10 protein-coding genes are annotated in these 15170 nt (G+C 41.4%); 9 read left to right on the forward strand and 1 reads right to left on the reverse strand.

The window, feature by feature from the left end; genetic code table 11:
• From prpB to BCG07_RS04450, 7 genes are all read left to right on the forward strand, one after another.
• The coding region (gene prpB, locus BCG07_RS04420) for a methylisocitrate lyase (RefSeq protein WP_286888888.1) at window positions 1-708 on the forward strand (708 nt) is incomplete at its 5' end.
• A gap of 46 nt (window positions 709-754) precedes the next feature.
• A complete protein-coding gene (gene prpC, locus BCG07_RS04425; RefSeq protein WP_006794389.1) occupies window positions 755-1882 on the forward strand; it encodes a bifunctional 2-methylcitrate synthase/citrate synthase in 1128 nt (375 codons plus the stop codon).
• Between the two features lie 76 nt (window positions 1883-1958).
• A complete protein-coding gene (acnD, locus tag BCG07_RS04430; protein ID WP_286888891.1) occupies window positions 1959-4565 on the forward strand; it encodes a Fe/S-dependent 2-methylisocitrate dehydratase AcnD in 2607 nt (868 codons plus the stop codon).
• 15 nt (window positions 4566-4580) lie between these two features.
• Window positions 4581-5747 (forward strand): 2-methylaconitate cis-trans isomerase PrpF, encoded by a 1167-nt coding sequence (gene prpF / locus BCG07_RS04435; protein ID WP_286888893.1) that lies wholly within the window; start codon window positions 4581-4583, stop codon window positions 5745-5747.
• A gap of 568 nt (window positions 5748-6315) precedes the next feature.
• Entirely contained in the window at window positions 6316-9366 is a 3051-nt protein-coding gene (locus tag BCG07_RS04440) for a hypothetical protein (RefSeq protein WP_286888895.1), read from the forward strand.
• A gap of 64 nt (window positions 9367-9430) precedes the next feature.
• Window positions 9431-10522, forward strand: coding sequence for a hypothetical protein (locus BCG07_RS04445; RefSeq protein ID WP_286888897.1), 1092 nt, complete (start codon window positions 9431-9433; stop codon window positions 10520-10522).
• A 9-nt stretch (window positions 10523-10531) separates the two neighbouring features.
• A complete protein-coding gene (locus BCG07_RS04450; protein WP_286888899.1) occupies window positions 10532-12415 on the forward strand; it encodes a hypothetical protein in 1884 nt (627 codons plus the stop codon).
• Between the two features lie 81 nt (window positions 12416-12496).
• On the opposite strand, the gene moeA is transcribed toward BCG07_RS04450, so the two are convergent.
• The gene (gene moeA, locus BCG07_RS04455) at window positions 12497-13711 is read right to left on the reverse strand and encodes a molybdopterin molybdotransferase MoeA (protein ID WP_286888900.1); all 1215 of its coding nucleotides are present in this window, start codon (window positions 13709-13711) and stop codon (window positions 12497-12499) included.
• Between the two features lie 42 nt (window positions 13712-13753).
• Here moeA and modA point away from each other — a divergent pair, with 42 nt between their 5' ends.
• Window positions 13754-14506, forward strand: a complete 753-nt coding sequence (modA, locus tag BCG07_RS04460) for a molybdate ABC transporter substrate-binding protein (protein ID WP_286888902.1) — start codon at window positions 13754-13756, stop codon at window positions 14504-14506.
• Window positions 14493-15170 carry a molybdate ABC transporter permease subunit gene (gene modB, locus BCG07_RS04465; protein ID WP_039037176.1) on the forward strand — a complete coding sequence of 226 codons (678 nt, stop codon included), beginning with the start codon at window positions 14493-14495 and terminating at the stop codon, window positions 15168-15170. The genes modA and modB overlap by 14 nt, the downstream gene beginning before the upstream one ends.

Below are 15170 nucleotides of genomic sequence, written 5' to 3' on the forward strand. Positions count from 1 at the left end.
ATGACTAGCCTAGACAACGTGCTTGAAGATATTCGCCGTATTACCGGTGCAAGCGATTTACCTTTACTTGTTGATGCCGATACCGGTTGGGGCGGGGCGTTTAATATTGCACGCACCGTTAAAGAAATGACCAAAGCAGGCGCTGCGGGTTTTCATATAGAAGATCAAGTGGCGCAAAAGCGTTGTGGCCATCGCCCAAATAAAGAAATTGTAAGCCAAGGCGAAATGGTTGACCGTATTAAAGCCGCGGTAGATGCCAAAACCGATAGCGATTTTTACATTATGGCGCGTACCGATGCGTTTCAAAAAGAAGGCTTAAATGCGGCTATTGACCGCGCAGCAGCCTGTGTTGAAGCTGGCGCCGATGCTATTTTTGCTGAAGCTGTGCACGACCTTGCCGATTACCAAGCATTTGCCAATGCGTTAAATGTGCCTATTTTGGCTAACATTACTGAGTTTGGCCAAACGCCAATTTATACCAAAGAGCAATTAAGTGATGTGGGCGTTGAAATGGTGCTTTACCCACTCAGTGCGTTTAGAGCTATGAATAAAGCGGCACTTAATGTTTACTCGGCTATTTTAAATGAAGGCTCGCAACAAAGCGAAATTGAAAACATGCAAACCCGAGCTGAGCTTTATGACTTTTTAGATTACCACACATACGAAAACACACTCGATAACCTTTTTTCATCAAAATCTGACAAATAATAATTATTAAATTAGACAACACACAAATTTAAGATAGGAGAAAATCATGGTAGATAAAGCATTAGGTGGCGCAGGTTTACGCGGACAAGTAGCAGGCCAAACGGCATTATGTACAGTTGGCCAAAGTGGATCGGGCTTAACGTATTGTGGTTACGATATTAGCGAGCTGGCTGAAAAAGCGCAGTTTGAAGAAGTGTCGTTTTTACTTTCACGCGGTGAGTTACCTACATCTAGCGAGTTGGCTGAGTACAAAGCAAAACTAAAAAGCTTACGTGGCTTGCCAGATGCACTTAAAACCGTGCTTGAAAATATTCCTAAAGACGCACACCCAATGGATGTAATGCGTACGGGTTGCTCTATGTTGGGTAACCTTGAAATGGAACTTGATTTTAGCCAAGCAAACGATGCGATTGACCGCATGGTTGCAGTGTTCCCAAGTATTATTTGTTACTGGTACCGCTTTTCACACGATGGTGTTCGTATTGAAACACAAACAGACGACGATTCAGTAGGCGCACACTTTTTAACGTTATTACACGACAAAGCACCAAGCGAGTTGTTTGCGCAAGTAATGAATGTGTCGCTTATTTTATACGCAGAGCACGAATTTAATGCCTCTACATTTACAGGGCGCGTATGTGCTTCTACCTTGTCTGATATTCATTCGTGTGTAACGGGTGCGATTGGTACGTTACGCGGGCCATTACATGGTGGTGCAAACGAAGCTGCAATGGACATGATTGAAGGCTTTACTAGCGCAGAACATGCTGAGCAAGAAGTAATGGGTATGCTTGAGCGTAAAGATAAAATTATGGGCTTTGGCCATGCTATTTACCGTGAGTCGGATCCGCGTAATGTAATTATTAAAAAGTGGTCTGAAAAATTAGCGGCAGAGGTGGGCGATGATGTGCTTTACCCAGTTTCTGTTCGTTGTGAAGAAGTAATGTGGCGCGAGAAAAAGTTATTTTGTAATGCTGATTTTTTCCATGCATCGGCTTATCACTTTATGGATATTCCCACTAAGTTGTTTACGCCAATATTTGTAATGAGCCGCGTTACTGGTTGGACAGCACATGTTAAAGAACAACGTGCTAATAACCGTATTATTCGCCCAAGTGCAGATTACACAGGGCCAGACGCACGCAGCTATACGCCAATTGAATCAAGAGGCTAATTAGTTAGCATTTAAGGTGAGCCTAGCTCACCTTTTTGCCTTTTTATTTCCCGTCACTTATTAGCGAATTTTTATTATGACCATAATTAACAACACTCAGTACCGCAAACCGCTTGCGGGCTCAAATGTAGATTACTACGATACCCAAGCAGCAGTTGATGCCATTAAACCAGGCGCTTATGCTACTCTCCCTTACAGCTCGCGTGTATTTGCAGAAAACTTAGTACGCCGCTGCGACCCTGCCATGCTTACCGATGCACTTAGCCAAATAATTGAGCGTAAACAAGATTTAGATTTTCCGTGGTATCCGGCGCGTGTGGTGTGCCACGATATTTTAGGCCAAACGGCCCTTGTTGATTTAGCAGGCTTGCGCGATGCAATTGCGGCTAAAGGTGGCGATCCGTCTAAAGTTAACCCAGTGGTACCAACGCAGTTAATTGTTGACCACTCGTTAGCGGTTGAACATGCAGGGTTTGATCCTGAGGCATTTGAAAAAAACCGTGCCATTGAAGACCGCAGAAACGATGACCGTTTTCATTTTATAAACTGGACTAAAACCGCGTTTAAAAATATTGATGTGATCCCGCCTGGTAACGGCATTATGCATCAAATTAACCTTGAAAAAATGTCGCCTGTTATTCAAAACCGCGATGGTATTGCATTCCCCGATACGCTAGTAGGTACCGACAGCCACACCCCGCATGTTGATGCATTAGGTGTTATTGCTGTGGGTGTAGGCGGGCTTGAAGCTGAAAGCGTTATGCTTGGCCGCGCGTCGTACATTCGTTTACCCGATATTGTAGGCGTAGAGCTTACGGGTACTCGCCAGCCTGGTATTACCGCTACCGATATTGTGTTGGCGATTACTGAGTTTTTACGTGAGCAGCGTGTTGTATCGACCTTTTTAGAGTTTTACGGTGAAGGCGCCGATGCGCTAACGCTTGGCGACAGAGCAACTATTTCAAACATGACGCCAGAATTTGGTGCGACTGCGGCCATGTTTTATATCGACGATAAAACAATAGACTATTTACGTTTAACAGGGCGAGATGAAGAGCAAATAGCCCTTGTAGAAAACTACGCTAAAACGGCTGGCCTTTGGAGCGATAGCTTAAAAACTGCAGAATACGAGCGTGTTTTGACTTTTGATTTATCAAGCGTTGGCCGCAATATTGCGGGGCCTTCTAATCCACATCGTCGTGTTTCAACCAGTGATTTAGCGAAAGAAGGTATTTCGGGCGTTGTTGAAAACGAAGAAGGCTTAATGCCAGACGGTGCGTGCATTATTGCGGCAATTACCAGCTGTACTAATACCAGCAACCCGCGCAATGTAATAGCTGCAGGTTTGTTAGCGCGTAATGCGAATGCAAAAGGGTTAATGCGCAAACCTTGGGTTAAAACGTCGTTAGCGCCGGGCTCAAAAGCCGTGCAATCGTACCTTGAAGACGCAAACCTATTGCCAGAGCTTCAACAACTTGGTTTCGGTATTGTTGGCTTTGCGTGTACCACCTGTAACGGTATGAGTGGAGCGCTTGACCCTGTTATTGAAAAAGAAGTGATAGATCGCGATTTATACACAACGGCTGTGCTTTCGGGTAATCGTAACTTTGACGGGCGTATTCACCCTTATGCAAAACAAGCCTTTTTGGCATCACCGCCTTTGGTTGTAGCTTATGCTATTGCGGGCACTATTCGTTTTGATATTGAAAAAGATATTTTAGGACAAGATCAACAAGGTAATGATGTAACGCTTAAAGATTTATGGCCAACCGATGAAGAAATAGATGCGGTAATTCAGCAAAGCGTTAAGCCTGAGCAATTTAAAAAAGTGTACGAGCCTATGTTTGACTTAACCGTAGATTACGGTGAAGACAACGACCCACTTTACGATTGGCGAGCGCAAAGTACCTATATTCGCCGCCCGCCTTATTGGGAAGGAGCACTTGCTGGTGAGCGCACCATGAGTGGTATGCGTGCATTAGCAGTATTGGGCGATAACATCACAACGGATCATTTATCACCCTCTAACGCAATTATGGCAAGCAGTGCTGCGGGCGAATACCTCACTAAAATGAATGTACCAGAAGAAGACTTTAACTCTTATGCAACGCACCGCGGCGACCATTTAACGGCGCAGCGCGCCACGTTTGCAAACCCTAAATTACTTAACGAAATGGTACTTGATGAAAACGGTGACGTTAAGCAGGGGTCTTACGCGCGCATAGAGCCAGAGGGTGAAAACACGCGCATGTGGGAAGCAATCGAAACTTACATGCAACGTAAACAACCACTTATTATTGTGGCCGGTGCTGATTACGGTCAAGGATCGTCACGCGATTGGGCGGCAAAAGGCGTAAGGCTTGCCGGTGTTGAAGTTATAGCTGCTGAAGGCTTTGAGCGTATTCACCGCACAAATTTAATTGGCATGGGCGTTTTACCACTTGAGTTTGCACCAGGCACGACACGTAAAACATTAAACCTTAATGGAAGTGAAAGTTACGATGTAAAAGGCGTACCAGCACCGGGCGCCACTTTAGAGCTTGTGATCACCCGTAAAAATGGTGAAGTGCTAACTGCAGCGATGAAATGCCGATTAGATACGCAAGAAGAGCTTTCTATTTATGCTGCTGGTGGTGTATTACAGCGTTTTGCTCAAGACTTTTTAGAAGCGACAAACGCGTAATAAGGATTAAAAAATATGTTTAAACCACAAATAAAAGTGCCCGCGACCTACATGCGTGGCGGCACGAGTAAAGGTGTGTTTTTTAATTTAACCGATTTTCCAAAGCCTGCCCAAGTGGCAGGTGAGGCGCGCGATAATTTATTACTTCGTGTTATTGGTAGCCCCGATCCTTATGGTAAACAAACCGACGGCATGGGCGGTGCAACATCAAGCACCAGCAAAACGGTTATTTTAAGTAAAAGTGAGCAAGCCGATCACGATGTTGATTACTTATTTGGGCAAGTCGCAATTGATAAAGCGTTTGTTGATTGGAGCGGTAACTGCGGTAATTTAACCTCAGCCGTGGGGGCTTTTGCTATTAGTAATGGTTTAGTTGATAAAAACCGCGTGCCCGATAATGGCATAGCTATTGTGCGTGTTTGGCAGGCTAATATTAAAAAAAGCATTTTAGTGCATGTACCTATGACTAATGGCGAAGTGCAAGAAACCGGTGACTTTGAGCTTGACGGCGTGACGTTCCCTGCAGCAGAAGTAAAGCTTGAGTTTGTAGACCCTGCTGATGGGGATGGGGCTTTATTTCCAACAGGTAATGTTGTTGACGATTTAGAAGTGCCAGATGTTGGTACGCTAAAGGCGACGATGATTAATGCGGGTATTCCAACTATTTTTATTAATGCTGAAGATATTGGTTATACCGGCACTGAGCTGCAAGACGACATTAATAACGATGACGCTGCGCTTGAAAAGCTTGAAACAATACGTGCTTATGGCGCTGTTAAAATGGGCTTGATTAATAATATAAATGAAGCACAAGCACGCCAGCATACACCTAAAGTTGCGTTTGTTGCTAAGCCTGTGGCGTATAACGCATCAAGCGGTAAACACATTGATGCTGGCAGTATTAATTTATTAGTACGTGCTATGTCGATGGGTAAATTACATCATGCCATGATGGGAACAGCCGCCGTTGCAATTGGAACCGCAGCAGCAATTGACGGTACGTTAGTAAATATGGCTGCTGGTGGTGGCGCATTGAGTGAAGTGAATTTTGGTCACCCCTCGGGCACGTTAAAAGTAGGCGCTGAAGCTAAAAAGATTAATGGAGACTGGCAAGTTACTAAAGCGAGTATGAGCCGAAGCGCCAGAGTATTGATGGAAGGGGTTGTAAGAGTTCCCTTTTAATAATTTTTTACTGCATTATTAACTTTGTGAAATTAAAAGACCCTTTTAGTCAGTTAGGGTTAACGTAACAATATTAATAATGCAGTAACAATTAAGCAGGATTTTAAAATAAATAAAAAACAAGGGATTGGCTTTACTGGTTCTAAAGGTTTACTTTCAATTAAGAGCTCAGTTCTTTTGGGTTGCTTTATCTCCGTTCTGCATTTATTTTTAATGTTCTGTCGCAAATACTTGAAGAAAAAATTTAACAAACTAAATTTAATGTAATAATCAATCAATAAACACGATATATTATAAACCAACATGTTGGTTTTTTGTGGCTGTAACCTAGGTTATTGAATTTAATTAAGGCCTATAAAAATTAAAACATGGCGTTAAACTAAAATTACATCATTTTATATGTATAAATATGTAGCAACAACTCATAGCTTAATGGTAATTTTAAAGTTCTAGTAACAAAGGTTAGATTATTGTGCTTGTTTACATTTTTTGTAAACGACTAATATACTTTCCCAAGTTTAAACAAACTTTTTCAGATACTTATTTCATGGCTATCAAGGAGAAATAAATGGCGAAGCGTATGATCAAATTTACACCAATAGCGGCATCAGTTGCACTTACACTCGGCTTAACGGCGTGTGGTTCTGACAACGATGGCAATAACTATGTTGCACCACCACCACCTGTTGAGTCTTTTAGCTCAGAAGACACAGCTTTATTTAACGTAGAAGTTACAGGTAAAGCGGTTAAAGGTGCGATGATGAACGCGGTGGTTAGCGTTTCAACATTAGATGCAACCGGTGAAATGGTTGCAGTACCATTTCGTTTAGCAGCATCTGCGGAAGCTGAAACATTCTCTGCTGAAGAGTCAACTCAAGCAGCTGCAGATGCAGCAGTTGCTGCAAGTATTTTAGCAGCAAACCCAGACGCTGTTTTAACAAATGAGAGTGGACGTTACAGCGTTTACTTAGAAGATGACTTTACAGGTCCTGTGTATATTACTGTTAAAACATCAGCTGAAGGCGACGACAGCTACCTACGTTGTGATGCATACCTAGGTTGTGGCACTTACGACGAAGCACCAGCAGAAGATGATGTTAACGATGGCGATACAGCAATTGAGTTTGGCGAATGGTATAAGACAGACCTAGAACTTTCTGTTGTTAAATTTGTGCCAGCGGTTGAAGCTGATGCATCTGGCGCAAGTGGCGTTTTTGGCGATGCAAACGTAGCGCGTTCACTTAGAGCAAACGCGACTTTCTTAACAACACTTGTTTCACAACTTTTGATTGATGCTGGCGAAGGTGTTGATGCTGCAGGTATTGCAAATTCAAGTGTTGACGTACTAGTTCAAGTTTTAGGCCCAGACACAGCACTTTTGCTTACTTCTTTATTGGGTGATGTATCTATCGGCGGTGCAACTGATTTGGCTGACGTAGATGGCGAAGAAATGCTAAACGATGGTACTTTATCGTTAGCTCAACTTGCTTCATCTATTCAAGGTCTTGCTGATATTAACGGCAACATGACAAAGCTTATTGCTGGTATTAAAGCAGGTAAAGTAACAGGTAGTGAAGATGCTGATATTGCTGCATTAGCTACTGCATTACAACAAGCCGCTACAAATACGGCTAATATTTTCTTTGCAATTGCTACTGGTGAAGAAAGTGATATTGAAGCTGCTCTTGCAGCTGCATTTGCTGTAAACAACCCAGATGCGACTGACGCTGAAAAAACTGCATTTGCCGCACAATCAACTGGCATAGCTAAAAAAGCAAAAGCTGCTAAAGACAAGGCTGTTAAAAATGGCGCAGCAAGTGATGCTGGTTTAGCTAATGCTGCTGAAAAATCTAAAAAAGCACTTGAGAAAATAGGTTGTACTGACGATTGTACAGTAGGCGATGGTTTCTACATGCAACTTGCAGCTAAAGTAACTGCTGCTGTAACTGTTGCAGAAGCTGATTTAGCTTCAATCCAAGAGTCAGTAACTACTGCACAAGCAGATTTAGTTGAAGTACAAGCAAAAGGTGGAGACACTGTAGTTGACGCAGACACAGCTGTTGCGTTTGCAAATGCAGTTGAGTTACTTGTGAATGAAGCTGCAGCAGCTGATTTAGCCGGTGAATCGAATGCTTTGTTTGCACAGTCTCAAGGTTTAGTATCTGTAGCTACATTACTTGTGGCAAATAGCTCTGATTACCAACAGATTTTAGATGATGCAGACGCCTTAGTAACAGGTTCTTCAGCTGAAATTGAAAAAGTTGCAGCGTTTAACACAGAACTTGCATCACTTGTTACTGAAGCTGAAGAAAAGCTGGTTGAGTTTGATGCAGTAGTTGCAGCAGCAGCTGCCCTTGCTACAGAAACAAACGAATTAGCGCAAGCGGCTGAAACGGCTGCAATGACTGCTGAATCAGCATCAACAACTGCGCTTACAGATGCTGAAAATGCAATGGTAAACAACGCTGATAATGCAGCTGAGGCGCTAGCTAAGGCAGATGCTGCGATTGTTGCGGCTTCTGACTTTGCTGCAAGTGTTGACGCATTCGAAGTTGCTATTGCACAAGCATTAGCTGCTGCAGAAGCTTACTTATCTTTAGATGCTGACAGTGCCAATGCACAAGATTTAATTGATGCTGCAGAGGCAATGGCTGTTACAGCTGCTGCTAAAGCTGAACTTGCATCAGAGCAGTTTGCTACAGCGTATGCTCTACAATTAACGGCGCAAGAAGCGGTTGCTAAGTTTGAAGTTCTTGTATCTGTTAAAGCAACATCAGAGTCACTAAGCACAATGACTGTACTTACAAGCACTGGTGGTGAAGCGGTTCTTGATGCAGCTGACGTATTAGGTGATGTAATTAACGAACTTGCTGATATGGGCAACTCTGGTGAAGGTACGTCTACTCGTCAACCTAACTGGACTTATGCTTACAGCTTAGACGACCTAACGCTTATGCTTAACAATGCAACCACAGGTGAAATGATCAGCGCTGCTGCATCTTACCAAGGTGAGCAGTTAGTTGTTGCTTGGGGCGCTACGTTAGTTGGTGGTGATGCTACGGTTGAGCTAATGACTGCAGACACGCAAACTAATGCTCTTGCAGATTGTGTTGATTTTGCAGCCGGTACTATTGACGAGACTCAAATTGATTCTTGTTTAATATTTACTTTTGACGGCGAAGTTGATGCTGACACAGTAGATGATGCTGAAATCGTTAATACTGAAACTTGGAACCACGTTACAATTATGGACGGTGATTCTGGGTTTACTGGTATGTTAAACGTAACGGCTAATGACGCGACTGACAAGGGTACTGTTACTCTTGAAGGTATGTCTGGCGACCTAGACTTTGAAGTTATGGGTACGGTTGACGCAAGCGGTGATGAAGATCAAAGCATGCTAGATGTAATGGTTAAAGGTGACGCAGCAATGGGTTACACATTATCTCTTATGGGTGCTGAGTCTACAGGTTACACTGGCGACGTTAAAGCTATGTACAATGGCATGATGATGTCGTTTGGTACTGCTACTAAAGTTACTAATGGGCTTTCAATCTCTTACATTGATGGTGTAACAATGGATTACACTGATGTTGATTTAATTGACTCAAGCAAGTAATTTTTAAACTATTAAAGGGAAAAGCTGCGTGCTTTTCCCTTTTTTTATTGAAAGCGATTAAATTATGAAAAAAAAAATTCTTTTGCTAGGATTTTCATCAGCTCTACTATCTCCACTTGCATCCGCTAATAATCAGTTTCAAGTTTTTACTCATTTTGACGCAGAAATCTATACCGAAGCGCAACCAGTTCAGGCATTTGTTGATGACTTTGATGCGCCGCTAACATCGGGTGACAGTGCATTTACGTACAATATTTTTGAAGTAGGTGTAGGATACGGTAATTTTAAAGTTGGACTGCAAAGTCGCTTTGACTATGTATTAAACTTTGACCCTGATACGGCAAAATATACGCACATCGAAAAAAATAATTTAGCTTTTGAAGATAGATACTACACCTATTATTTAGATGCTAAACAAGCAACGTCTAATGGTATATTTGCGTCTTACGATTTTAAATTTTTAGATAAAAACGCATTAACTATTACACCAAAACTTTCTATTTTTGCTAGTACGCACTTTCAAGACGGGATTGTTGACGGGCGTATTTACAGCGATGAAGTAGAAGGCGATATTTCTGTAGATTATAACTATTCAAAAGATATTTTATTTAAGAAATTTACGCCATCTGAAAACCCAGAAGGGTTAGGTTATAGCCTAGATATATTTGCTAATTGGCAAGTAAATGCCGAGTTGCATGTAGGCTTTAGCGTTAAAGACTTGCTGTATAAAACTGATTATGAAGACAGTGGGTTTGTTAACGGGCAAACAACCGAGATCCCATTTAGCCAAAACGATAATGGCGATATAATTACGCAGCCAACTGTATCGTTAAAAACATCGTCGTTTGGAAATACGCAATCTCATGACTTTGATATGAAAATGCGCATGCAAGCGTTTGCTGATTATAGAATAAATGATCGATTTTCGACTCAATTAACTCTTAAACGTTATGATCAAGATACATTTAGCCAGTTAAAAGGGCGAGTTCATTTTTGGGATCATTGGAAAGTACAGGCTGGCTATGAAACTAAAAGCAAGGCTTATTTAGTGGGTATTGAAAGCGAGTATTTTGGTCTTAATCTGCAAACCGATAGTTTAGATTTGGATAAAGCGTATTATGCAAATATAAATTGGTACATGAACATTAAGTTTTAAGGAATGAAGATGTTAAAACAAATTATACCTTTAGGGGTTGCAGTAGCATTAGCGGGTTGTGGTGGATCATCTTCTAGTTCTGATAACAACGAAAGTGTGGCTGTAACTCAAATTACAACTAATTCAACAGCCCGTTTTTATGTCGCCAACTGGCAGTCGCCGAAGGGTACACTCAATATTTTAAATAACGAAGGTGTTATTCAAGAGTCGATTGAAGTAGATAACATTAATACGTTTAGCATAAGTGTAACGCCGCTTACATACAGCCGCTTTGAGTTTATACCTGATGATACGTTGTTATCTTGTCCACGATTTACAGGGTGTGGCAGAACAGTACGAGATGACCCTAATGATTTAAACGGCAACCGTTTAGTTGATTTTCAAGAACCAACGTCTGTTACATTAAATTATAAAGCAGATGCATTTATTGCCCCTGGTGTTAACGCGGTGTATTTTTCTCCTTTAAGTACAGCGATTACTGATGCAGGCTTAAGTGCAGTGCAAGCAAGTTTATCTGCCACGCCGTTTTATCATTTAACGCACAGTAACCTTACAGCCAGTGTTGAAGCTGAAATGGTCACAAATGCCTTTACGTATGCCGCTATTATTGCAGGCGTAGCTGACAGTACCTTTAACGTTGATACTGCATTTAATGCCTTTTCTAGTAATGATAGCGAACAACAAGCATGGCGAGATTACAGTCAATTAGCTGCTCAATACATTCCTGATAACCTGTTTAGTGAACAGGGAAATGGCTTACTTCCTAACGTTGCAGGCCAAGTAAACCAAACAATTGCGAGTGTTACTACTTATAAGCAGTGGGAGCCACGTGTGAGTGAAGCACAGAGCTTAGAGTCAAGAGAGCTGCTTGTTGATGTTAGAAATATTATTGGTGTTGCAAGGCTTCAAGAAAAAAGCTACTCAAATGAACTCGACGCTAAATTTGCTGAACTAGAGAGTGCGTTTGACGAAGATACTCAAGCAACGCTTACAGCACTGACTAATGCGCTTAACGAGGTTATAACTAATTATTCACCATTGGCTGATGATTCAGTACCTGCTGGGCAATATTCGCTTAGAGATTTAGACATTGATTACAGTAAATCGCCTTATACTTGGGCTATAACGGGTACCTACGATGACCTACCGATTAGCATAGACTTATCTATTCCTACTTTTAGAGTAAGTGGTGTGTTAGGTAATAAAATTGAGGGGGTCATGAGTGCTACGGTAACCAATGGTGCAACAGTACTGAGTGTTGATGTTAGCGAGTTGCTGATTCAGTTTGATGGTATTGACGTTGTAAACGAAACAAATCCTGATGCTGATACAGGTATTGCACAACTTACTACTAATGTTGTTATCAATAAAGCTAATGGTGAATTAGCAGGCGATTTATCGTTAAACCTAAACCGTTTTGTGGACTCATTTGGCGAGGTATCCACTACGTTATCCTCTTTCGATTTTCAAGGTGATTTTGAAAGCGAGGTTCAAAGTACTGCGTTTCATATAACTGCAATTGAATCGTCACCTTTTATTGGTGAGGAAAATGATGATTTAGCCTTTACCTTCGAATTAGATTTTCCACTAAGTGCCGCTAACGATTTTAAATTTGCTTATGTGGGTGCTGTAGATAATTTAACAGAGCTAACATCAACGGATATATATGTGAGTGCTCAAGGACAGGCGTTGGATCTTCGTATTCGCGATGTTAATGGTAATATTAGCCTAGTTGCAAAAGGTGAAAACGGTCGCTGGTTAGATGTAAAACAAGCAGGTCGTAATTACAGCGGCGGCTTATACTTTGGTGATACAAAAATTGCTGAGGTTACCGCTGTTCGCGGAATCCCAGGTGTTTTATTTCCAAATGGTGATTTTGAATCGGTGTTTTAAACCACTGTTAATTTTATAAACTAATATTAAAAAGCCCAACAAGGTGAACACCTAGTTGGGCTTTTGTATTTTTAACTGCCGTTATAGTAGTTCTATTTGAACAGTTTCGCCTTGTGCAATGTTTCCACTTTGTGCAGGGACTACAATCAAACAGTTAGCTTTACTAAGAGACGACAGTACGCCTGAGCCTTGTTTTTCAACAGGTGTGACAACAAGGTTGTTGTTTTCGTCGTTGCTGGCAATACCACGTTGAAAGTCTGTTCGGCCTGGGCGCTTTTTAATTTGTTGAGTTGTGACTGCTTTTAAACGAAGTGTGGGTTTAGGCTCATTGCCAGATAGTTTAGTCAATGCTGGTTTTACAAGTCGCTCAAGCGTAACGGCTGCAGAAACTGGATTGCCAGGTAGACCAAAAAAGTAGCTATTAGGCAATTTACCAAAGGCAAATGGTTTGCCTGGTTTCATGGCTATTTTCCAAAAGTGTATATCGCCAATGTCGTTTAGTACTTCTTTTGTGAAGTCGGCTTCACCAACCGATACACCACCAGAGCTAATAACGGCATCGGCTTGCTCGTCCGCTTTTAAAAAGGTATTTTGAATAAGTGTTTTGTCATCGGGAATAATACCAAAATCAATCACCTCTACATTGGGATTATTAAGCTCGCTAATAATTACAGCGCGATTACTTTCATAAATAGCGCCAGCAGGAAGTTCATTACCTGGCTCTATTAGTTCGTCTCCAGTTGAGAACACGGCTACTTTGATTGTTTGGTAAACGTTTACTTCGTTAATACCAATAGAGGCTAATAATCCAACGTCTACGCCTTTAAGCTTTCTGCCTGCTTTTAATACCACACTGTTTTTTGCAATATCTTCACCTGCAAAACGGACATTGTTATTGTGCTCAATAGTGCCTGTAAAAGTAATTTCATCGTTATTTACAGTGGCATTTTCTTGCATAACAACGGCGTTAGCACCTGGCGGAAGTGCTGCACCGGTCATAATTCTTACGCATTGACCGGGCGTTAGCGTTTTGTCGAAGGTTTGACCCGCAAATACACTGCCTATTTGCGTGTAGGTGGTTAGGCCGTCGCTAATACACAATGCATAGCCGTCCATCGCAGAGTTGTCATGTGCGGGCACATTAATTGTTGATTGAACATCAGTAGCCAAAATTCGGCCAACACTACTCATTACAGGTATTGTTTCGGCATGCTTATTAAAGCTAATTGCATCTAACATATTACTGATTGCGGTTTCTATTGGTAATAAAGCGGGTGCATTGCAAACATCGTTCATATATATTGCTTACTTAATTCATTTTTTAAAACAATACTTACAATGTCAAAGCTTTACAATACATGGCTGGGTTATTTTTTGTTTGGTATTTGCGTGTTTTCAAGCTCGTTAAACGCAAAAGAAACAATACATGTTGCGGTGGCAAGTAATTTTAAAACCGTGTTACAAACTTTACTGCAAGACTCCCCAATACCGGGTATACAAGTAAAAATATCAGCGGCTTCTAGCGGTGTTTTATATTCTCAAATTGTACATGGAGCGCCATTTGATGTGTTTTTATCGGCTGACGATGTACGCCCGCAAGCTTTAATAAAAGAAGGATTTGCTAGTCAAAGTAGCATAATTACCTATGCACTTGGTGAACTTGCAGTGTGGCAGCCCAATGCTAATAAAGTAAATAATAAAGTGGCGATAGCTAATCCGCGTTTTTCACCTTATGGGCAGGCGTCTGAGTTTTACGCGAATGCCAATTTTAAAAAGCCAATAAATTATGTGTATGGCAATAATATTACGCAAGCCTTTCAGTTTGTTCAAAGTGGGAATGCATCTGTAGGGGTCGTGGCTGTCTCTACATTAAAAATGGCGTTTAATAATAGCCAGGACCCACAGTATTTGTCGTACAAGTTAATACTACCTAGCGAGTATCCCGAAATTATTCAACAGGGGGTTATTATTAAATCGAGTAAAAAACTGGCGAGTGCTCAAAAGCTTATGGACTTTTTAATGACCAGCGGCACTCAATTTAAGCTTGTTGAATTAGGATATAGAACAAAGGATAGCAATGCTTCAAAGTGATTTAACTGCACTGTGGCTAACGGTAAAGTTAGCTTTTATAACGGCTGTGTTGCTGCTTGTTTTTTGTATTCCTGTTGCATACAAACTAGCGGGGTACAAAGGTAAATTTAAACCGTTTTTAGAAGCGCTTATTGCAATGCCTTTAGTATTGCCACCGACCTTACTTGGTTTTTATCTACTGGTTTTATTTTCGCCCACACATGCTGTTGGGCAATTTTGGTTTTGGCTAACAGGTACCCAGCTTGCGTTTAGTTTTCAGGGTGTTGTTATTGGTTCACTTTTTTATTCTTTGCCGTTTGTAATGCAACCCTTAGTGGCAGGGTTTAAGCAGATTAACCACACCTATAACGAGGCTGCAATTGCCTTGGGTTTGAGCCACTTTAAGCGTTTTTTTTACTTAATATTGCCGTTGTTAAAACCTAGTATTGGTAGTGCATTTGCACTGGGGTTTGCGCATACACTCGGGGAGTTTGGCTTAGTGCTGATGATTGGTGGTAATATACAAGGAGAAACACAGGTTGTTTCTATTGCTTTGTACGACCATGTAGAGTCGTTAAACTATGCAGCGGCGCATCAGCTTTCGCTTATTTTACTCGCTATTTCATTTGCGTGTTTAGTGCTGTTATTTAAATTTAATAAAAGCATAGTGGGGGTTAAGCAATAA

It is taken from the genome of Pseudoalteromonas sp. ESRF-bin5, from assembly GCF_002632075.1.
Classification (GTDB): domain Bacteria; phylum Pseudomonadota; class Gammaproteobacteria; order Enterobacterales; family Alteromonadaceae; genus Pseudoalteromonas; species Pseudoalteromonas marina.